This window comes from Vreelandella neptunia, from assembly GCF_000712975.1.
In the GTDB taxonomy this organism is placed as follows: domain Bacteria; phylum Pseudomonadota; class Gammaproteobacteria; order Pseudomonadales; family Halomonadaceae; genus Vreelandella; species Vreelandella qaidamensis.
Map to the genome: position 1 here is coordinate 534439 of NZ_JHQL01000003.1, position 21761 is coordinate 556199.

The 21761-nt window shown below is 48.7% G+C and carries 18 protein-coding genes, 1 tRNA gene and 1 other RNA gene; 8 read left to right on the forward strand and 12 right to left on the reverse strand.

The features are described from left to right. Nucleotides 1-30 precede the first annotated feature (30 nt). The 11 genes from CR46_RS0110495 to betI form a co-directional block, all read right to left on the reverse strand. Nucleotides 31-1686, reverse strand: a complete 1656-nt coding sequence (locus CR46_RS0110495) for a glycerol-3-phosphate dehydrogenase/oxidase (protein WP_030072626.1) — start codon at nucleotides 1684-1686, stop codon at nucleotides 31-33. 166 nt (nucleotides 1687-1852) lie between these two features. After that, nucleotides 1853-3592: an ABC transporter substrate-binding protein gene (locus CR46_RS0110500; protein WP_030072628.1), complete on the reverse strand. Its 1740-nt coding sequence runs from the start codon at nucleotides 3590-3592 to the stop codon at nucleotides 1853-1855. A 72-nt stretch (nucleotides 3593-3664) separates the two neighbouring features. After that, entirely contained in the window at nucleotides 3665-3937 is a 273-nt protein-coding gene (locus CR46_RS0110505) for a DUF2160 domain-containing protein (protein WP_009724636.1), read from the reverse strand. Between the two features lie 14 nt (nucleotides 3938-3951). Further along, on the reverse strand, nucleotides 3952-4848 hold the full coding sequence (locus CR46_RS0110510) for a carbohydrate ABC transporter permease (RefSeq protein ID WP_030072630.1): 897 nt from the start codon (nucleotides 4846-4848) through the stop codon (nucleotides 3952-3954). 1 nt (nucleotide 4849) lies between these two features. Then, nucleotides 4850-5737 (reverse strand): carbohydrate ABC transporter permease, encoded by an 888-nt coding sequence (locus CR46_RS0110515; protein ID WP_030072632.1) that lies wholly within the window; start codon nucleotides 5735-5737, stop codon nucleotides 4850-4852. After that, complete coding sequence (locus CR46_RS0110520; RefSeq protein WP_030072634.1) at nucleotides 5734-6831, reverse strand: ABC transporter ATP-binding protein; 1098 nt, start codon at nucleotides 6829-6831, stop codon at nucleotides 5734-5736. Before CR46_RS0110520 ends, CR46_RS0110515 begins: the two co-directional genes overlap by 4 nt. A 1-nt stretch (nucleotide 6832) precedes the next feature. Beyond that, nucleotides 6833-7921 carry an ABC transporter ATP-binding protein gene (locus CR46_RS0110525; RefSeq protein ID WP_030072636.1) on the reverse strand — a complete coding sequence of 363 codons (1089 nt, stop codon included), beginning with the start codon at nucleotides 7919-7921 and terminating at the stop codon, nucleotides 6833-6835. Between the two features lie 305 nt (nucleotides 7922-8226). Further along, nucleotides 8227-10713 carry an acyl-CoA dehydrogenase gene (locus tag CR46_RS0110530; RefSeq protein ID WP_030072638.1) on the reverse strand — a complete coding sequence of 829 codons (2487 nt, stop codon included), beginning with the start codon at nucleotides 10711-10713 and terminating at the stop codon, nucleotides 8227-8229. Between the two features lie 200 nt (nucleotides 10714-10913). Next, the gene (betA, locus tag CR46_RS0110535; RefSeq protein WP_030072640.1) at nucleotides 10914-12590 is read right to left on the reverse strand and encodes a choline dehydrogenase; all 1677 of its coding nucleotides are present in this window, start codon (nucleotides 12588-12590) and stop codon (nucleotides 10914-10916) included. Nucleotides 12591-12689: 99 nt separating this feature from the next. Continuing rightward, nucleotides 12690-14159 (reverse strand): betaine-aldehyde dehydrogenase, encoded by a 1470-nt coding sequence (gene betB, locus CR46_RS0110540; protein ID WP_030072642.1) that lies wholly within the window; start codon nucleotides 14157-14159, stop codon nucleotides 12690-12692. A gap of 10 nt (nucleotides 14160-14169) precedes the next feature. After that, nucleotides 14170-14793: a transcriptional regulator BetI gene (betI, locus tag CR46_RS0110545; protein ID WP_198023718.1), complete on the reverse strand. Its 624-nt coding sequence runs from the start codon at nucleotides 14791-14793 to the stop codon at nucleotides 14170-14172. A 190-nt stretch (nucleotides 14794-14983) separates the two neighbouring features. Here betI and CR46_RS0110550 point away from each other — a divergent pair, with 190 nt between their 5' ends. The 8 genes from CR46_RS0110550 (at nucleotide 14984) to CR46_RS0110580 (ending at nucleotide 21012) form a co-directional block, all read left to right on the forward strand. After that, nucleotides 14984-15916, forward strand: coding sequence for a choline ABC transporter substrate-binding protein (locus tag CR46_RS0110550; RefSeq protein WP_030072645.1), 933 nt, complete (start codon nucleotides 14984-14986; stop codon nucleotides 15914-15916). 119 nt (nucleotides 15917-16035) lie between these two features. Further along, nucleotides 16036-16112 (forward strand) — tRNA-Met (locus CR46_RS0110555). Between the two features lie 56 nt (nucleotides 16113-16168). Beyond that, nucleotides 16169-16265, forward strand: an RNA gene (ffs, locus tag CR46_RS18145) — signal recognition particle sRNA small type. A gap of 122 nt (nucleotides 16266-16387) precedes the next feature. Then, on the forward strand, nucleotides 16388-17011 hold the full coding sequence (locus CR46_RS0110560) for a TnsA endonuclease N-terminal domain-containing protein (protein WP_030072646.1): 624 nt from the start codon (nucleotides 16388-16390) through the stop codon (nucleotides 17009-17011). Between the two features lie 8 nt (nucleotides 17012-17019). Continuing rightward, nucleotides 17020-18915 carry a Mu transposase C-terminal domain-containing protein gene (locus tag CR46_RS0110565; protein ID WP_051690160.1) on the forward strand — a complete coding sequence of 632 codons (1896 nt, stop codon included), beginning with the start codon at nucleotides 17020-17022 and terminating at the stop codon, nucleotides 18913-18915. Next, entirely contained in the window at nucleotides 18915-19934 is a 1020-nt protein-coding gene (locus tag CR46_RS0110570) for a TniB family NTP-binding protein (RefSeq protein ID WP_030072650.1), read from the forward strand. Before CR46_RS0110565 ends, CR46_RS0110570 begins: the two co-directional genes overlap by 1 nt. A gap of 145 nt (nucleotides 19935-20079) precedes the next feature. Then, the gene (locus tag CR46_RS0110575; protein ID WP_009095642.1) at nucleotides 20080-20397 is read left to right on the forward strand and encodes a helix-turn-helix domain-containing protein; all 318 of its coding nucleotides are present in this window, start codon (nucleotides 20080-20082) and stop codon (nucleotides 20395-20397) included. Between the two features lie 57 nt (nucleotides 20398-20454). Continuing rightward, nucleotides 20455-21012 carry a DUF1819 family protein gene (locus tag CR46_RS0110580; protein ID WP_030072655.1) on the forward strand — a complete coding sequence of 186 codons (558 nt, stop codon included), beginning with the start codon at nucleotides 20455-20457 and terminating at the stop codon, nucleotides 21010-21012. Between the two features lie 165 nt (nucleotides 21013-21177). On the opposite strand, the gene CR46_RS0110585 is transcribed toward CR46_RS0110580, so the two are convergent. Next, nucleotides 21178-21750, reverse strand: a complete 573-nt coding sequence (locus CR46_RS0110585; RefSeq protein ID WP_030072656.1) for a hypothetical protein — start codon at nucleotides 21748-21750, stop codon at nucleotides 21178-21180. Nucleotides 21751-21761 lie beyond the last annotated feature (11 nt).

The following is a 21761-nucleotide window of genomic DNA, read 5'->3' on the forward strand; positions in this document are numbered from 1 at the left end:
TTTTTGATGTTGTTGATGGTTGATGGTTGATCAATGAGTATGCTGTGGCTCTGCTTGGGCAACGTAGGGCTGTGATGTGTCGCGATTCTCAGCAAAGTAGGTGGCAAAGCGCTCTTCCGCTTGATCCCCAAATAGAACTTGGCACGCCTCTTTCAGCCCCTTAGAGTGACGCAACTGCTCATGGTGGACAACCAGCGAGACCTTAGCTCTTCGGCGCAAGAAGTCCTCCAATTGAGTAATCATTTCATGGTCCCGGGCATGCTCTAGTTCGCAACGAATATACTCGGTACCTTCAATGAGAATATCAGCCTCCGCAGGGTCTTGGCGGATCTTTTCTAGCATTTGCATGGCCTGCTCAGCATAACGACGCCATAGCCGCGAGGAGAGTGGTTCAGTGGATGTCGGGGCGGTCATCGCATCTAACCCCATCCGCTTAGCCTGATCCATAAATTGCTGTTTAACGGGCTCTGGCGGCTCACCATACCAGCGATAGTCAATATCGCTGAGGTTAACGCCTAATCTAACTACTTCTTCAGCGATTTCATCGCCTACATTCAAGCAGTCGGTTAATTTACCGCCAAAAATACTGATGTGGGCGCTATCCGCATTGGTATCGATCACGTGTTTACGCGACAGCTGGAGAAAATCGCGATCGCTACCTTGATCCGCTTTGATGGCTAACGGGCGAACACCACAGCGTGTTGAAATAATATCGTCTTGTGTCAGTGGCTTTTCTAACGTTAGGCGCTTATTGATATTTTCTAATACGAAGTCGATATCTTCAGCAGTGACATCGACCTCTGGATGTTCCATATGCGTATCAGTGGTGCCGATACAAGTACGGTTTCCCATAGGGATGACAAAAAACAGTCGTCCATCGTCGGCAAAGAACGCAAGAACCCGTTTTGTTTTGGTTAATTGCGGGACGATAAGGTGAATACCTTTTGAATAAAGGTGCTGATGGGTGGTTTTTTCTCCGGTGAGCGCGTTGTGCTGGTCTACCCACGGGCCAGCAGCATTAATTAATACTTTTGAGCGAATGTTAAACGTGCTGCCATCCATCACATTACGCGCTTTTGTTATCCAGTACTGTCCCTCGCGCTCAGCACCAAGAGACTCAACATAATTGGCTGCAATCGCTCCATAATTTAGCGAATGACGAACAAAATTAAATACAAACCGGGCATCATTATCGTGTAGGTAGGCATCTGAGTATTCGAACCCGCCTATTGAACCTTCGATATCAATAATTGGCTCTTCTTGCTTAATGTTTTTAGGGGACAGTAAACGAGGCAACTTAGTAAAGCCGTTGCCCATGAGCCAGTAGAGCCAGGTACCCGCCCATAAGTACTTTGGCGAATGGCGGAAACCTTTGCTGATAGTGGTAAGAAAGCGAATTTCCTGAACGGTAGAAGGGTAACTTTTAATCAAGTGATTACGGCTTTTACACAGTTTACGAACTAATGCGAAATCCTTGCTTTCCATATATTTAATGCCCCCCCAAACTAAGTTAGAGGAGTGCATACTGGTGCTTCCCGCAAAATCACCGCGGTCTATTAAAGCGACCTTAGCACCTTTTCCTGCAAGCGCAGCGGCGGTCGCTGCACCATTAATGCCGCCACCGATGATTAGTGCGTCAAAGTCGTCAGTGTGCAATTTCTCAATATTCCGGTTACGCAGTTTCATAGCGGTTCCAATTAACAAAGAAAAAGCCCCGTATTTAGGTAGCGGTTTCAACATGACAACAAAGCAATAAGCCTAAGTAGACCAGCCAGCCCTGCTGTTATTTGCTTGCCGCTGATGAAACCTAGTGTCGGCCTGAAAGGGGCGGGCAACTGCCCGCCCAAAAGGATTAGCGGGTACCCGCTTCCATCCAAGCTTCCATCATTTCATCGTAAGGAACGGTAGTTCCTTGCGGCATTTCATCATCAAGCTTCTGCTTAGGAGAGCCTTCTTGATCCAGCCAGTATTGCGGGTCGCGCTCTTCGTTAAGCATTGGGGCATAGCTGTCGAAGACGTTTGCGCGTGCTAAGCGGTGCATGGTGTTATCCATGTCTGCTGCTAGCTTATCCAAACCCTCTTGAGGAGTAACTTCACCACTCATTACCGGTGCTAGGTTTTGCCACCACAGTGGAGCCATACGTGGGTAATCGGGTACGTTGGTGCCCGTAGGTGTCCAGTTGGATTCGTTGGGGCTGCGGTAGAACTCAACCAAACCGCCAAGCTTAGGTGCCATTTCGGTCATCTGTTCAGAGAAAATGTCAGACTCGCGAATAGGCGTTAGGCCAGCCATCAGTTTTTCAAGAGAGGTTGTTTTGGCCACCGTAAACTGGGCAAATAGCCAAGCAGCGGTACGGCGATCTTCAGGTGTGGAGTCAAAGAATGTCCATGCCCCCACGTCTTGATAGCCTACTTTCATGCCTTCTTCCCAATACGGGCCAGTGGGGGAAGGGGCCATACGCCATAGCGGGTTGCCTTCATCGTCGGTTACTGCCACGGCAGGGTCGGTCATGTCTGCTGTGAAGGCGGTATACCAGAAAATTTGCTGGGCAATATGGCCTTGGGCGGGAACTGGGCCGGCCTCACCAAAGGTCATGCCTTGGGCTTCTTCGGGAGCGTAGTCACGAAGCCAATCAACCGCTTTTTGCATTGCAAAGACAGACGCTGGCGAGTTGGTCGCACCGCCACGGCTAACGCTAGCGCCTACCGGCTGGCTATCTTCGTTGACACGAATGCCCCAGTCGTCAACTGGGTTGCCAGACGGCACGCCAGGACTGCCCATGCCTGCCATGGAGAGCCAGGAGTCGTGGAAACGCCAGCCAAGTGATGGATCACGACGGCCGTAATCCATGTGGCCATAGACGGTAGTTCCATCGATTTCACCGACATGATCGGTAAAGAACTCGGCAATATCTTCGTAAGCCGTCCAGTTGGTGGGCACTCCGAGATCATAGCCGTAAATTTCTCGGAACTGCTCTTGCAGGTCTTCACGCTGGAACCAGTCATAGCGGAACCAGTAAAGGTTAGCAAATTGCTGAGTAGGTAGCTGGAATAAGCTACCATCTGGGCCGGTGCCATACTGCAAGCCAATAAAGTCGTCTAGGTCCAGTGTGGGCAGTGTGTAATCTGCCCATTCGTTTTCCATTGCCTGCGTGAGGTTGATGGTAGTGCCGTAGCGGATGTGCGTGCCGATAGAGTCGGTATCATTAACAAAGCCGTCATAGATGCTGTTACCTGATTGCATCTGGTTTTGCATGGTGTCGACAACGTCGCCTTCACCAATAATATTGTGAGTAATATTGATGCCGGTTAGCTCACTGAATGCTTCTGCCAGTACTTCGCTTTCATAAACGTGGGTGGTTAAGCCTTCTGCGACAGTTTGAATATCCATACCACGGAATGGCTCAGCTGCTTTTGCAAACCAAAGAAGCTCTTCAATTTGCTCTTCACGACTTAGGGTCGAGTTTTGGAAATGTTCGTCGACCAAGCGTTCCGCGATTGCCCGTGCGTCGTGATCGTCGGCCATCAGTGTCCCTGATGCGAGCATAAGACTGGCGGCGAGTGTAGTAAGTTTGAACTTGTTATTACGCATGTTGACCTCGTTTTATTGTGTTCTTCCTTGATAGCATGAGCGTCCTTGATACTGCCGTACTTAACGCTAGGGCTATCCCCAGCGCATTAACACCAGCAGCCATACCGCTGATAGTGCCAGTGCAATCCAAATCGAAAGTGACGTGAATCCAATAACACCCAGGTGAATAAAGGCGGCTGACAGCAGGCTAATAAACAGGCGGTCACCTCGGGTGGTCGATATAGGTAAAAAGCCTTTTCTTTCAATGCTGGGTGAACGCAGTTCCCAGATCGTCATGCCTGCTAACATGGCCGCAATGGAAGAAAAGAAAATAGCCGTCGGTAAGGTCCATACCATCCAGGACATGAGATTTACTCCTCTTAGGTGCGGCCCAGGGCAAAGCCCTTAGCGATGTGATTGCGTACGAAGTAAACCACTAGAATGCCGGGAACGATGGTTAACATACCGGCGGCGGCCAGTGTGCCCCAATCGATACCCGAAGCCGTGGATGTTCTTGTCATAATCATGCCGATAGGCTGTGCATCAGTGGCAGTTAATGTTCGCGCCAGCAGCAGTTCAACCCAGGAGAACATGAATAGGAAGAACAGTACGACGCCGATACCAGAACTGATCATGGGAATGAAAATCTTGACGAAGAACTTAGGAAAACTGTAACCATCGATATAAGCGGTTTCGTCGATTTCCTTAGGAACGCTGCTCATAAAGCCTTCCAATATCCAAATAGCTAACGGGATATTGAACAAGCAATGTGCCATGGCCACCGCAATGTGGGTGTCAAATAGCCCAACAGAGTAATACAGCTGGAAGTAGGGCAGCAGGAAGACCGCTGGCGGTGCCATCAAGTTTGTTAATAGCCAGAAAAATAGATGTTTATCACCGATAAACTTGTAACGGCTAAAGGCATAGGCGGCAGGCAGTGCCACTAACATGGTGATAATCATATTCATCACCACATACATGATGGAGTTGACGTACCCCATGTACCAGCTTGGGTTAGTGAAGATGCCAATGTAATTATCAAAGGTCAGGTTCTGCGGCCATAGCGTCATTGACCCAAGGATCTCGCTGTTAGTTTGCAGCGACATATTGAGTAGCCAATAAAGGGGTAGCATCAGCAGCACAATGTAAATACCCAGTAGCACTCGCTTTCTTAACCGAGAGCGTGAGTTACGCTTGCGCCGCTCAGCTGCTGGAACCTTACTGAAAATAGTGTTGTATTTTTCACCCTGTTGGGTGTTTTCAAGTTGGTAAGTCATCTCACGCGCCTCCCTGTGAATTCTTGTCTTTTTGCAGATGCATGATGGTGGTGTAGAAGACCCAGCTCACTAGCAAAATGACCAGGAAGTAAATGATTGAGAAGGCGGCAGAAGGGCCCAAGTCCTGCTGACCGATAGCCATAGTGGCAAGCGACTGACTTAGGAAAGTAGTAGAACTGCCAGGTCCTCCACCGGTGAGAACGAACGGTTCGGCGTAGATCATGAACGAGTGCATAAAACGCAGTAGTACCGCGATAACCAAAACGTTAGTGAGCTTTGGTAACTGAATATAGCGAAACACTGCCCATTTAGAGGCCCGGTCAATTCTTGCTGCTTGATAATAGGCTTCTGGAATAGAGCGCAACCCGCTATAGCAGAGCATCGCGACAAGCGGTGTCCAGTGCCATACATCCATTAAGATAATGGTTGCCCAGGCGTCACCGGCATTACGGGTGATGTTGTAATTAATACCTAGCTCGCGCAGGCCCCAGCCCATTAACCCAATATCGCCACGGGTGAAAATTTGCCAGATACTGCCAACAACGTTCCATGGAATTAGCAACGGGAGCGTAATCAGAATCAGCACTGCTGACGCCTGCCAGCCTTTCTTAGGCATAAGCAAAGCAATGCCTATGCCCAGGGGGATCTGGATGGTGAGAATAATCAGTGAAAACAGTATCTGCCGACCAAATGCAGCTTGCAGCGCCGAGTCGTTAAGCATGGTGCGAAACCACTCGGTGCCAGTAAAGAAGCTGGCGTTGGGGCCTAGTACGTCCTGTACTGAATAGTTGACGACGGTCATTAAAGGAATGATGGCCGAAAACGCTACCAGTACCAGCATTGGCAGGACTAATAGCCAGGCGCGGTTGTTATAGACTTTATTATTCATGAGGTAACCTCCACCCGGTATTCGTCCACAAACAGCCCTAACTGATCGTGATCGAAGGTGAGATAAATATCGTCTCCGAATTCAGGGTGACCTTCCGGCAAGCGTGCCTTAAACGTCTGACCAGCTAGCTCAAAGGTAACAATTGAATAAGTGCCTAGGTCCTGAACTTGGCGCTTAAGAGCGGGTAAAGCGCCTTCACGCTTAGAGGCATGTACAGAGACAAACTCGGGGCGAATGCCGACTTTTATATTCGAGCTTTTCGCAGTAGCAATAGCATCCACAAACGCTTGCGGCATGGGCAGTGGAATATCAGCAAAGATGACGTCACCCGCATGGTAGTGAACATCCATAAAATTCATGCCGGGGCTGCCGATAAAATAGCCAACAAAGGTATGGGCGGGGGTTTCAAACAGCTCTTGGGGGGTACCAAACTGGACCACCTGACCTTCATACATTACGGCAATTTTATCGGCAAAGGTCGAGGCTTCCAGCTGGTCATGAGTGACGTAAATCATGGTGATATTGAAGCGCTGGTGAATTTCCTTCAGCTTACGGCGTAACTTCCACTTGAGCTGAGGGTCGATCACCGTCAATGGCTCGTCGAACAGAATTGCCGAGACATCATCGCGGACAAGGCCGCGCCCCATAGAGACCTTCTGTTTCTCATCGGCCGTTAACCCTTTTGCTTTGCGCTTGAGCAGCGGAGTTAACTCCAGAATTTCGGCGACTTCCTCTACCTTTGGCGTGATGCGATGACCTGGAATATTGATATTGCGCAATGGAAAGGCGAGATTATCAAACACCGTCATGGTGTCGTAGATCACTGGGAACTGGAAAACCTGAGCGATATTACGCTCCTCAGGCGGCAGCTCATTCACGCGCTGTCCATCAAACAATACATCCCCTTCGGAAGGCTCAAGTAGCCCAGAGATAATATTCAGCAGGGTGGACTTGCCACAGCCCGATGGCCCAAGTAGGGCATAGGCACCACCTTGGTGCCATACGTGTTCCATCTGACGGATTGCGTAGTCTTCAGGCGATTGAGGATTCGCGCTATAAGTATGGGCAAGGGATTTCAGTACAATCTCAGCCATGTTAGTTGCCTCCCCGCGTTTCCGGCGTATGGACGATAGAGCCCTGCTGATCAAACACGAACAGCTTGTGCGTGGGGAAGTAGATCTTAAGGCGTTGGTTGACTTTAGGCGTATGAATGCCCAGCAAATGAAGTACTAAAGGAAATAAGCTGTGTCGCACATGCAGAAAGGTTTCCGAGCCGCTGATTTCAGCGACTTCTACTTCAACTTCCAGCTCTAAGTCATCCGCCGCATTCGGCGTTAAGCTAACGTGAGAGGCGCGGACGCCAAAACGATACGCCCCAGGGGGCAGATTGCGCAGAGCCACGTCGCAAGGGAAGTGAATAGTTTGGTCAAAGGTAATTTCATTGTCAGTAAGATGCCCCGGCACAATATTAATTGGCGGTTCTGAAAACATCTCAGCACTCAAGATGCTCTTAGGCTCGCGATAAATTTGCTCGGTGGGGCCGTACTGCAACAGTTTGCCTTCATGCAACACGGCAGTATTGCCGCCTAGTGCTAATGCTTCATTAGGCTCAGTGGTGGCATAGACAGCAATGCAGTTACGCGATTTGAATAACTCGCGAAGTTCATCGCGTAGCGCTTCACGCAGTTTGTAATCAAGATTGACCAAAGGTTCATCAAACAAGATCAGGTCAGCATCTTTAACCAGCGCACGCCCCATGGCGGTACGCTGCTGCTGCCCACCAGAAAGCTCTAGTGGTAAGCGATCTAATAAGTGGTCTATACCCAGCATAGCGGCGGTTTCTCTGACGCGCTTGTCGATTTCTTTCTTCGATGTCTTAGCTAACTTAAGAGGAGACGCTATGTTGTTATAAACGTTAAGGCCTGGGTAATTGATGAATTGCTGATACACCATGGAGACATTACGGTTACGTACTGACACACCAGTAACGTCGTTGCCATCCATATAAATACGCCCACGAGTTGGGGGCTCCAAGCCTGCCATTAAGCGCATGAGCGTTGTTTTACCTGCTAAGGTTCGTCCTAGCAGCACATTGAAAGAACCCGGCTCCAGCTCAAGGTTTATCCCACTGATATGGGATTCACCACCGACGATATGGTCGATATTTTGCAGATGTAAGGACATGCCGATCTCGCTAACGTCATTGTTATTGGTAGATGTTGTCGGTAGAAGTCTTGCGTTGATCGTAATTTTTACGCGCTTTATTTTCAATAACGAAAGGCTAGTTGATCACTTGCGAACTTGCAACGACTTTTGAGGCTGTTTGTATTCGCTTTTAGGCGTACATTGGCCATTAAAGAAAGTTAACTGGTGACTTTTCAATCTCTTGAGGTGATAAACAAATGTTCGTTTGTTTCGTTTTTGAAAATGCGCGTAAAAAAACCGGCCTGAAGAGGCCGGTTGGGAAGGCTAGTTAAAGTGGGGTGTGACTACTTAACGCTGGTTTCTTCTTGTAGGGGCGGTGCTACAGGCGCTGCGTTGTGATTAATCAACGTTGATTTATCCTTAGCAAACGCGTCATAGGCGAAGTCATCTACCGTCAGCATTTCCAGCACTTCTGCTTCGAAGGTACGCATAAACTGTGCGTCGTCTTCTTTGATAAGCCCTTTTTCCAGCGCGGCTTCTATGCGTGCTTCAGGGTGTAGCGCCGTTTGTGGCAGCTCACCTTTGGCGTAAGCTTTGTTCACCGTGCGGTAGAGGGCTTCGGCACGGTCATAGTCCACCAGCAGCGCGTTGTAGCGAGCAAGGGGGTTAGACTCTGCGCCATCATCTTTATCCCAGGTATTAGAAAGTAGCTTGCTGCGTAGAGCGCTGTGTGTAGATACACGTTGCGCAATATCGCGGGCCAGGTCGTCATGGGGTTTGTTCCAGCGGCGGCCCGTCGGCATGACCACAACTTTCAACACCTTACCTAACGTACGGTTTGGCAGGTTATCGAAAATTTCCACAAACGCTTGCTCTGCACGGTTAAGTAGGAACTGCAGGCTGTAATGCAACAGTGCTTCTTCACCTTCCACTTTATTGCCTGTGTGCCACTGCTTTAGCACCATCGAGGCCAAGTAAAGGTTAGACAGTACATCACCCAAGCGCGCTGATAGCATTTCGCGCTTTTTCAGCGTAGAGCCAAGGCTTGCCATGGCGGCATCGGCGCATAAACCAAAGCCTGCAGAAAGGCGTGCGATATCTTGCGCGTAGGTAGCTGCAGGGCCGCTGAAGGGAACGCTCTGTTTGCCTAGTCCAAAACCAAGCGTAAAGGCACGAGCAGCATTGCCGAAGATCAGCCCTGCATGACCAAAGAAGGCTTTGTCGAAGGCTTTAACATCGTTGGCATCTTTAGCGGCTAGCTCGTCCAGCACATAAGGGTGGCAGCGAATCGCACCTTGACCAAAGATCATCAGGTTGCGGGTCATAATGTTCGCGCCTTCCACGGTAATAGCCACCGGGTTAGCGCTGTAGCCAATGCCTAGATAGTTGCGTGGGCCAAGGGTAACGGCTTTACCACCATGAACATCCATAGCGTCGCTAAGCAATACGCGCTGGAATTCGGTCAACTGGCTTTTCAAAATTGCTGAAGGAACGGCAGGTTTTTCGCCGTGGTCGATCAGGTTGGCGGTTTGATAAACCGTCGCAGCAGAGATGTAAGCCAGCGAAGCCATGCGTGCTAACGGCTCCTGTACGCCCTCCATTTCTGCGACGGGGACGTTGAACTGACGACGAACGCGAGTAAAGCCGCCGCTCCAGCCTAGCGCATAGCGCGCGGTGCCGGTGGCGCCAGAAGGTAGAGTAATGCAGCGACCAATCGAGAGACACTCGACCAGCATGCGCCAGCCTTGGCCGATCATATCGGGGCCACCGATAATGGTATCCAACGGCACAAACACGTCGTTACCTTTAATTGGGCCATTCATAAACGGACTGCCGATGGGGTGGTGGCGGCGGCCGATGTCCATGCCCTGGGTGTCGCGGGGGATGAGCGCTAGAGTAATGCCGCGATCTTCTTCGTCACCGAGCAGTTTTTCTGGGTCGAACAGGCGGAAGGCTAGGCCTACCACCGTGGCGATGGGAGCCAGAGTTATCCAGCGTTTTTCGAAGTTAAGCCGTAGGCCAAGCACTTCTTCGCCGTTGATGACTTGTTTACAGACGACGCCGGTATCCGGCAGCGACGTGGCATCAGAGCCAGCACGTGGGCCGGTTAAGCCAAAGCAAGGGATCTCACGGCCATCGGATAAGCGTGGCAGGTAGTGGTCTTTCTGTTCTTGGGTACCGTATTTAAGTAGCAGCTCGCCTGGGCCGAGTGAGTTAGGTACGCCAACGGTGACCATTAGCGTCTCATTAGCAGAGAGTTTCTGCAGCACCATGGATTGTGCTTTCGCCGAGAACCCTAGGCCGCCATACTCCTTCGGAATAATCATGCCGAAGAAGCCTTCTTTCTTTAGATAATCCCACAGTTGTTGGGGTAGGTCAGCGCGCTCTTGGGCGATATCCCAGGCATTACACATGCCGGCTGCTTTGGCACACTGGTTATCCAAGAAAGCTTGCTCTGCTTCGCTCAGGCCGTCGTCTTTATAGTTGAGCAGCGATTCCCATTGCGGTTTGCCAGAGAAGAGTTCGCCATCCCAGGAGACAGTGCCAGCTTCTAGCGCTGTGCGCTCCGTGTCGGATACTTTTGGCGCTACCTTTTTAAAGGTGGCGAAAATGCGCGGCGTTAGCCACTTGCTGCGCAGTGCAGGCAGACCAGCAACCGCAACCGCAACGGCTGCTATCAGTAGCAGCGTGCCAATAACAGGCGCGTCAAGCACTAAGCCGACCAAGCCTAGTGCGCCAAGCAGAGCGAAGGCTGGCGTTGCGCCTGCTTCGCGGCGCATCACCACGAGCAAGCCGATAACGGCAAGCACAATGAGCAGTAGGGTGAGCATGGTTGTATCTCCATCGGGGTTTATAATGAACGCATTTAAACGTATGTTTGAATATTGGCAGAGTCACTAGCCAAAGTGCAAGCGTTTCACTGTCATACGTTCGCGTTATATCCCTACTGTAGCGTACATAAGGCATAAAAAAACGCCATGGCATATGGCCATAGCGTTTAGCGTTACTTTATAGGTTGATAGACTGCGTTTTATGAAGCCTGCTTAGCTGGCGCGCCGTGAGCGACATAGTAATCAACGTTGGCGCGGGGTAGTGGCTCGCGGCCGCGAATCTGGTCAGCAATTTTCTCCGCCAGCATGATGGTTGGCGCGTTGAGGTTGCCGGTGGGAATAACAGGGAATAGCGATGCATCAACGACGCGTAAGCCTTCGAGCCCGTGCACACGGCCTTGCCCATCGGTGACTGCCATCTCACCTTCGCCCATGCGGCAACTGCCACAAGGGTGATAGGCGGTTTCAGCGTGCTGTTTAACAAAAGTGTCAAGCTCTTGGTCACTTTGTACGCTAGGGCCAGGTGAAATTTCACGACCACGGTACTTATCAAAGGCGGGTTGCGCGATGATATCGCGGGTTAAGCGAATCGCATCGCGGAACTCTTGCCAATCTTTCTCTTTGGCCATGTAGTTAAACAAGATGCTAGGGGCCGCGTGCGGGTCTTTTGAAGTGAGGCGAATCCGCCCGCGGCTTTCCGAGCGCATTGAGCCAACGTGGGCCTGGAAGCCATGTGCTTGGACGGCGCTTTTACCGTTGTAACTAATCGCGATGGGTAGAAAGTGGTACTGCAGATTTGGCCATGCTTCCTCATCATTGCTACGAATAAAGCCACAGGATTCAAACTGGTTACTGGCGCCCACGCCAGTGCCTTTAAACAGCCACTCAGCGCCGATTTTTGGCTGGTTGTACCATTTCAGCGCTGGATACAGCGAAATGGGCTCTTTGCATTCGTATTGAATGTACATTTCAAGGTGATCTTGGAGATTTTCGCCTACACCGGGAAGCTCATGAACCAACGAAATACCCAGTTCTTTAAGCCACTCGGGATTGCCTACCCCAGAACGCTGGAGAATCTGCGGTGAGGCAATGGCGCCACCACACAGCAGTACTTCTCGGCGGGCGCGAGCCTGGTGTGGCTGGCCTTTTTGCTCGTAACGCACGCCAACAGCACGCTTGCCATCAAACTCAATCACATCCGTGACGGCGTGGGTTTCGATGGTCAGGTTGCTGCGCTGCTTGGCAATGTCCAGATAACCGCGTGCCGTAGACGCGCGGCGGCCCTTGGGCGTGACGAAACGGTCCATAGGGCCGAAACCCTCTTGCTGATAGCCGTTTACATCGTCTGTTTCTGGATAGCCTGCCTGCTTACCCGCTTCGATAAACGTGCGGTAAAGCGGGTTATTGCCAGCTTTAGGCGTGGTCACGCTGACCGGGCCGTCGCCGCCGTGGTAATCATTAGGGCCAATATCGCGGGTTTCGCACTTTTTAAAATAGGGCAGGCAACTGAGGTAATCCCACTCTTCCAAACCGGGTTCTTTGGCCCAGTTATCGTAATCTAGCGCGTTGCCGCGGATATAGCACATGCCGTTGATCAGCGATGAGCCGCCCAGGCCTTTACCCCGACCACACTCCATACGGCGGCCATCCATATGTGGTTCGGGATCGGTTTCAAACGCCCAGTTGTAGCGTTTGCCCTGTAGTGGATACGCCAGTGCAGCGGGCATTTGGGTACGAAAATCGAAACGGTAATCGGGGCCGCCTGCTTCAAGCAGCAAAACGCTGACGTCGCTGTCTTCGGTCAGGCGGGTGGCCAGCACGTTACCCGCTGAGCCGGCGCCGATAATGATGTAATCATATTCACGTGATTGAGACATGCTTTTACCTTGAAAGAGCCGAATGATGGGTAATGAACCGGCAGGTATAACTGAAAAGCTTCTTTTCTATATGCCTACCGGTAGCGTCCATTACTTCGATTAAAACACCGACTCAAACGGCCCCATTTCGATTTGCACAGACTTGGTCTGGGTGTAATGATTCAGCGTCTCAACGCCGTTTTCACGGCCAATGCCCGACTCTTTGTAACCGCCTACCGGCATTTCGGAAGGCGACTCGCCCCAGGTGTTGATCCAGCAAATACCCGCTTCTAGCTGGTGAATAACCCGATGAGCGCGATTCAAGCTTTCGCTGAACACACCCGCTGCCAAGCCGTAGTTGGTGTCATTGGCGCGACAAATAACCTCGTCTTCGTCGTCAAAGGCAAGTACGGACATCACCGGGCCAAAGATCTCTTCTTTGACGATGCGCATATCGTCAGTGCAGTCAGTGAAGATAGTGGGCGCCGCCCAGGCACCATTCGCCCAGTCACCGGTATTCCACTCATCACCGCCAGCCAATACCCGCGCGCCTTGCTCTTTACCTAGGGCAATGTAGGAAAGCACTTTTTGCTGGTGTTCAAAGCTGACTAGCGGGCCAAAGTTAACGCTGGGGTCCATCGGATCGCCCGCTTTAATGCGCTGAACGCGCTCAACCAGCTTCGCCTCAAAGGCCTCTTTAACGCTGCGCTCAACGAATACGCGAGTGCCGTTAGTGCAAATCTGGCCACTGGAGTAGAAGTTGGCCATCATCGCGGCATCGGCGGCACGATCTAAATCGGCATCGGCAAACACGATCAGTGGCGATTTGCCGCCCAGTTCCATAGTGACATCTTTCAGGGTAGAGCCACCGGCAGCGGCCATGACCTTTTTGCCAGTGCCTACTTCGCCAGTAAACGATACCTTGGCGATACCTGGGTGCCCAGTCAGCATCGCGCCAACGCGGCCATCGCCTTGAACGACATTGAAAACACCGTTGGGTAGGCCTGCTTCTGTGAAAATTTCGGCAAGCTTGAGAGCGGTTAGCGGTGTGACTTCACTGGGCTTGAAGACAATCGCGTTACCCGCTGCCAGCGCAGGCGCGGCTTTCCAGCAGGCGATTTGAATAGGGTAGTTCCAGGCACCAATAGCGCCAATGACGCCGAGTGGCTCGCGGCGTGTATACACAAAGGAGCTATCGCGCAGTGGAATTTGGCTGCCTTCAATGGCAGGGGCAAGGCCTGCGTAGTATTCCAAGGCATCGGCACCGGTCACAATATCGACGCTGGCAGTCTCGCTGATCGGCTTACCGGTGTTTTGAGTTTCCAGTGCAGCAAGCTCATCATTACGATCTCGTAACAGTGCAACCGCGCGCAGCAAGATGCGTGAGCGCTCCATGCCGGTCATTGCTGCCCATTCACGCTGGCCGTGCTGGGCGGCTTCTACAGCGCTATCGACATCGGCTTGGCTTGCTTGGCCAATGGTGGCCAGCATGCTGCCGTTATAGGGGTTGGTAACGGTAAATGTTTCGCCGGAGGTGGCATCTACCGGGCGACCATCAATATAAAGTGGCTGTATATCTTGAGCGGCCATGTTGGTCTCCTTACTGTGTTTCTGCAGTGGATGCGCGTTGATGACATCCATAATGAATAAGCAGTTGGTCGAGATAGGTGTGCGCAAGATGTCGCGCTTCAGGGGCATCGAGCCCTTCAGGCGTAAGCGCACCACGTAGCCATAGACCATCAATCATCGCGGCCAGCCCACGGGCGGCATTGCGGGCATCTGTTCGGGGCATTACACGCTGAAATTGATGGCATAAATTGGCGTACAAACGGCGGTCGTTGACATTCTGAAGCCGTTGAAGCACCGGCTTATGCATGCTGCTAGCCCAAAAGGCGAGCCACGTTTTAGCGGCAGGGCCGGTCACCTGAGTGCGATCAAAGTTACCTTCGATGATGGCGCCGATGTGAGCGCGAGGAGAGTCGTCTTCTAACGCGCGGCGGCGTGCGGCAACGGCGTCGCTGAGGTCAGTCAAAATTTGCCGCATGGTTGCTTCTAGTAGGCCATCCTTACCGCCAAAATAGTGGCTGATAATGCCGGCTGAGACGCCAGCATGACGGGCAATCCGCATGACCGTCGCTTCTGCTAAACCAACCTCGTCAATGGCCGCCATGGTAGCCTTAATTAACTGCTGGCGGCGTATCGGTTCCATTCCCACCTTAGGCACAGCTATCTCCTACTGACGTTGAATGCCCATTGGCTCCTGCCCTTGAAAACCAGGAGTAGGCATGATTACCTGACCATGATGGCATTTTTTTATTGAACGTTCAATCAATAAAAGGGTGCATTGTTATCCTGTTCCTACGACTTATACGTACAGGGCGTGTTCATATAAAACCGATAATGGGGAAAATCAGATGAAACGCACATATACACGAAGCGTAAGCACGTTATTACTGACAGCCTTTTTACCGGCGGCTGCCTATGCAAACGAGTGTAGTAGCGTTCGCTTCGCAGAAGTGGGTTGGACCGATATCACCGCAACGACGGCGCTGGCTACCGAAGTGTTAGAAGCGCTTGGCTATGAAACCCGTGTTGATACCGTTTCGGTGCCCATTGCTTACGCGGGTATGCGTAACAATGATTTTGACGTTTTTTTAGGGAACTGGATGCCCTCGATGGCTTCAATCAGTGACCCCTATGTAGAGCGCGGTGAGGTTGAGCGTTTAGTGGTCAACCTTGAAGGTGCCAAGTACACCCTGGCAGTACCACAATATGTTTATGATGCGGGCGTAACCTCGGTTAACGATTTGGCAGAGCATGCTGATCAGTTTGAGCAACGCTTGCACGGTATCGAAGCTGGCAACGATGGCAATGAACTCATTGAGCAAATGATTGATGACAACGCTTATGGGCTAGGTGATTGGCAAGTCGTTGATTCGAGCGAGGCGGGCATGCTGGCTGAGCTTCGCGCGCGGGTGCCCAATGAAAAATGGATGGTGTTTTTAGGCTGGGAGCCGCATCCCATGAACACTAATTTTGAGATGGCATATTTATCGGGTGCCGATGACTATTTTGGACCCAACTTGGGCGGTGCAACTGTGCATACCAATACCCGGGCAGGGTTTGTTGATGCGTGTCCAAATGTTGGTGAACTGCTAAAAAATATGACGTTCACGCTGGAAATGGAAAACCAATTGATGAGTGCCATCATGGACGATGGGGTAGACCCGCGAGAGGCCGCACGCAGTTATCTTAACGACAACAGTGATGTGTTAGAAGTGTGGCTTGAAGGGGTGACGACCCGTGATGGCGGAGAAGCGCTGTCGGCAGTCCGAGAAGCTTTATAAGCACGCACTGCCTCTAAGCGTATTTTTCACATTCAAGGTTATTGAACAAAAGGCAGGTCGTTTTCGGCTTGCCTTTCGTCGTTAAGATAGGCATAATCTGCACCCGTTGATGAGGAAAAGGCTACGTAGCTCAGCTGGTTAGAGCACATCACTCATAATGATGGGGTCCCCTGTTCAAATCAGGGCGTAGCCACCACATCAGCGTTAGCACATTCATATGTTAAGTATCAGAGTGTGCCGTTATGGTGGCCCCTTAGGTCCTCCCGCAACGCTAAACTGCAAACCCCGCCAGGCCCGGAAGGGAGCAACGGTAGCGGTGGCTGCGTGTGCCGGGATGTGGCTTTTGGGGCCGCCTCCATTTCTTGTCGTTTCCGGTCTGTTTTGACATAAATTCCGGTTAAAATGACATAATTTGCGGTTTCTCGTGACATAACCTATTTTTGTAGTAAACCTACGAAATGGGGTGCTGTCATGTACAGGCGTAAGCTCCATCATTCCCGTGTCAAGAACCTCTACAAATTTGCTAGCTTCAAAACTGCTACTGCTCACACTGTAGAGTCTTCCCTTGAGTTTGATGCCTGCTACCACTTTGAATACTCTCCTCACGTTAAGTCTTTCATTGCCCAGCCTATGGGTTTCACTTATTCGATTCATGGGAAAACTAACCCCTATACTCCTGATTTTAAGATAATAAATAATAATCAAAAAATAGCCTTTATTGAGGTCAAGCCCCATAGTAAAACCCTTCATCCAGAATTTTTTCAAAAATTCCAGGCAAAAAAAGAAGCAGCATGTCAGTTAGGTTTCGAGCTGAGCTTAGTCACTGAGCTTCAAATCAGAAAGTATCCAGTCTTGAATAATTTTAAGCTGCTACATCGTTACGCTGGTTTTCAAAGCCATTGCGAGTTGTATGATAGTGTTTATGGCCTTGTGAAAAGTCACTCTCCCATTTTCTTGCATGAAATTTGTGCTCTATATGACATTAGTTTACGTCCTAGAGTTATTCGCTCACTGGTTTCGTTAATAGCCTCTGGGAAATTAAAGGCCAATATATTGGAAAAGCAAATTGGTAATGATTTGCTTCTTTGGGCATGAGGTGATTTATGTTGGAAGATCCTTTTTTTGATGAGTTTTTAGCAGGCATAGATTTTTCGCAAGCAGCGAGTAAAAAAAGCCGTGATGAAATTGAAGATGTGGCATTCATAACAATAGATGATCTTGATGAGGAGTGCGCCGATAAAGCTTTGTTCAAGTATAAAGTAATAAAGTTGGTCAATAAAAGGCTTAATGGAGGCTGGACGAAGAAGAACGTAGAGCCAATTATCTATGAATTATATAATGAAGGTGTTATAGATAAAAAGCCTGGGTGGCAAAGTGTAGCTAGATGGAATGCAAAGTATCGTGTAGATAAAAATTTGCTTTACTTAGTTGATAGAAGAGCTATAAAAAATAATTTTTGTGATTTTAATTCTTTTTCAAAAGACACTTTCTTTTGGGATGCAATCGAAAAGAAGTATCTTACACGAGTGAGGGGGTCTGTTGCGACCACTTATCAGTTTTATAAGGATTTAATATTAGTCCATAATAATGAAAACCCAGATAATAAGTTTGTAGCTGTTGGGCGAAGCGCCTTTTACGATAGAGTTAAAAAGCTTCCACCTTATATTTGTGACTTGAAGCGTTATGGCAAACGATATGCGGATAAAAAATATCGATTGATCAATAGTTTCACAAAATCTACTAGGGTGATGGAGCGTGTTGAAATTGATCATACTGCTCTTGACTTGATCTTGCTTGATGATACTTTGAATATCCCTATTGGAAGGCCATTTATAACTGTCTTGATTGATACATTTAGTAAATGTATCGTGGGGTTTTATTTAAGCTTTAGAGGGCCGAGCTATAATTCTGTAAGATGTGCGATAATAAATGCATCTCTGGACAAAGAGGATGTTTTGAAGAAATATCCTGACGTCGAAAAAGATTGGCCATGTCAGGGTCGCATTGAAACGCTGGTTGTTGATAATGGTGCAGAATTTTGGTCGAAAGATCTTGAGAGGTTTTCTGCTTCAATAGGGATGAATATTGAATATAATCCAGTCGGAAAGCCATGGAAGAAGCCTTTAGTCGAAAGAATTTTTAATACCTATAATACAAAATTTGTTCATCAGATACCGGGAAAAACTTTCTCAAGTGCAAAAGACCTAGAGGGTTATGAGCCTCAGAAAGATGCGCTATTGCCTTTCTCCGAATTCTTATATTTGCTGCATATCTGGGTTGTTGATATTTATAACCAGCAGTCAAACAGCCGTAAGACACATATACCCGCTTTATCATGGCAAGTTGGGTATGCGGAATTTCCTCCTGTTATTTATCAGGGTCTTGAAAAGCAGAGATTTAAAATAGAGAGCTTTCCTACCGTATATCGCGATTTACGGCCAATTGGGATAGAGGTGGATCATATAAGCTATAGTAACGAAACGCTAGTAGAGTTTAGAAAAAACAACCCGCCACCCTTTGGAAAAACAAAACATAAGCTTTGTGTGAAGCGAGATCCGTCTGATGTTTCTTATGTTTATGTATACTTACCTAATTTAGAAAAATATATTAAGGTTGATGCGACTAGTCAAGATTTTTCGTTGGATGGTGTCTCTATTTTTCAGTACCAAATTATGAGGAAAGTGTTAACTAGATATATTGACGCCAATGTCGACCATGCAGGGCTTGCTTTAGCGAATATGAAATTAAGCGAAAGGATGGATGATATAAACAATCTGGCTTTGGTTAATAAAAAAAGTCGCTCAAGGGGAATGAAAAGTGTGGCTGCTTTCGTAGGCATAGATAGTGAAGGTGAAACATCTTTTGAAAGTGTTCGCAATAATTTGAAAAATAAAAAAGATAAAAAATTGAGGTTTTTTGAAGGTGAAATGTTAGATGAAAAAAAATTAGAGTCTATCGATGATTGGAACGAGATTGCTGATAATTTGGAGCCTTATTAATGAATATTATTCATTCTGAATATAATCAGTATAGGTTATATAAATTCCTAAATTGTTTTGTTCAGCATGCAGCTCTGGAAAAGGCAATGAATTCTTTGTATCGTTTAAAAAATAACCAAATGTTCGGGGGAGAGCAGCAATGCATGCTGATAACAGGCGATACTGGAACTGGGAAAAGTGCATTAATTAAAGAATTTTCTTCCGCTTTTCCTGGTTATGAAGAAAACGGTGTTTTGATCCAGCCCGTGCTTGTGTCACGTATTCCAAGTAAGCCTGATGTTGAAAAAATGATGATTGAACTCATGAACGACTTAGGTCAGTTTGGTTCTGAAGCAAGAAAAAGTAGGAGGAGGGAGATTGGTCTGGCAGAGGCACTAGTTAAAATGTTGAAAGTTTGCAAAACTCAAATAATTATTATAAATGAGTTTCAGGAGTTAATAGAGTTTAAATCAGTTGAAGATCGACAAAGGATTGCAAACAGGCTGAAGCTCATTAGTGAGCAGGCGGGTATACCTGTTGTACTGGTAGGAATGCCATGGGCTTCTGAGATTTCAAATGAGCCTCAATGGGCCTCTCGTCTGATGTGTAAAATCGAGTTACCGTACTTTAAATTTTTAAATGAAGATGATCGAAAAGAGTTCACGCGCTTCGTTAAAGGTTTAGCATGTAGAATGGGGTTTGAAGAGCCTCCTAAATTTGAAAGCGATGAGATTTTGTTTCCCCTTTTTTCCGCAACACGAGGCGAGGCAAGAAAAATTAAACATATTTTAAGTGAAGCTCTTTCCTTAGCTTTATGGAGAGGTGAAAATACTGTCCATCAACAGCATTTTGCCGAAGTAATGGATTCTGCTTTTTTTGATGAGGATAACCCCTTCAAATTACCCTTCAAAGAAGTGCCTCTGTGTGAGGTGTCTAAGTATGCTTCTTATAACCGTTATTCAACTGTGGAATCTGAAATGTTTGTGAGTACTCAATTCACGCCAAAAATTTCAACGAAAGCGCTTTTTTCAAAAACATAAGCAGCTTATTAAGACGCCATTCTCTAGTTACAGAGTTGATGGGAGCTTTTTAAAGTATCATTGCATTCTTGCTAAGAATCTCTTAGCATATTTTTGTGTCATCTTGCGCTAGCCTAGCGGCTTTCCAAGTAGCGATGGTGTTTTCATGGACAGTCCGCTTCCAGATCGCTTGAGAGCCGCCAGGCAAGCAGCGGGTATGACACAAAGGCAGTTGGGTGAATACCTCGGCATGGAGCCGAATCTGGCGAGTGCGCGTATGACGCAGTATGAAAAGGGGCAGCATGCGCCCAATTTCCAGTTGCTGAAGAGGCTTTCAGAGGCACTAGAGGTGCCCATTCCCTATTTTTTCTGCGAAGACGACACCGTGGCAGAATTGATCCTTGAGTTAGATAAACTCGACCCTGCAGAACGCCAACGCTTGTTGGAACAGCTTAAAAAGGGCAGTGCGCCTAGCGAAAGCTGATCTCGTTACTGATCAGCCGCCTGCAACTTCAACGTAATTGACCTTGATGAGCGCCTTTTGACTTCTTTCAGCTACAACTCTGATCTGATCGGCGGTGGACTGGTGCGCGAAAGCCGTGCCGTTGCTGATTTGCTGCTCTCTAATGCGGATGAAGGGCAGTGGCACCAGGCAATCATCATTGATAACCGCCTCCAGAAGAACCGTCCCGCCACTGCTAAACGTGCAGGGCAAGCGATTCGCAAGCGCTTAGAGAAGCTGGAGCCACCGTTTTGGCGAGCGCTTCGCGATGGCGACGACCAGCTCGCCACACAGGTGTCTTTCTGTGCGGCCATGGCACGTAACCTGCTATTGGTAGAGTTTCTTGAAAGTGTCGTCGCTGATGCGTTTTTAACCCAGGCGGAAGCGCTTCAGGCCTACCAGTGGGATGAGTTTTTAGCAGAGCGTGCACACCGCGATGAGGCGATAGCGGGGTGGGCCGAAAGCTCCGAACGTAAAATAGGGCAGGTGGTGTATCGTATGTTGGCAGAAGTCGGCGTATTGGCGTCCAGTCGCTCGCGCAAGTTACAGCCCTTGCTGCTGAGGCCAGAAGTAAAAAGCTTGCTTGAAACCTACTAGCACGAACGACTACAAACATGTTGTCGCCTGCTGCGGTAATGTTCAAGTTGCCTTCTTAAACTCGTTCTTTTCTTAAAAACCGTGCTCACGTCAAAACACGACTAAGTAGACCTTACAACGCAGGTGGCTAGCGGCATACCCTATTTTTTATTTAAAAAGAGGAGATTATTCAGTCTGTTCTACTTCTATAATTTCTAGAAGGTTATTACGGGTTCTTTCCCACCATTCCTCATCATCTAGTGTTAAGAGGTCTAAGGCTTTCAGTAAAACTGGGATGGCTTGTTCTTGCCTACCTATTTTTGTAAGGCATTCGCCTTGCATCGCAAAAGCAACGTTTCTTATGTTCTTGTATTCATTAGACATATTTTCTAGTGGTATAAGAGGCGTTATTTTAACGTAGCTTCTCCGGTCTTCCCGACTGGCACTATAAAATGGAGAAAGAGTGGACGACACCATGTTAGCCAGCCAATTGGATTTTCTAGAAAGCTCTTCTAATAACGGTAGGGCAGCATCACAATTTCCAGCGTTAAAGTGCTCAGCAACACCCCTTCTAAGCTCGTCAACTTCTGGCTTTGTAACGATGCCTAGCCTATCGACCTGGGACGCTGACGAAGATAAGTCAAACGGGTCACTTTCAGCGGCAGCAGATTGTCCAAAGACACTGGCAGAAAGCAGTACACCTGAAAGAATCGCAGCGCTTTTTATTGATAGCTTCATTATTTTTTTCTCAAATATCATTAGAATCCTAA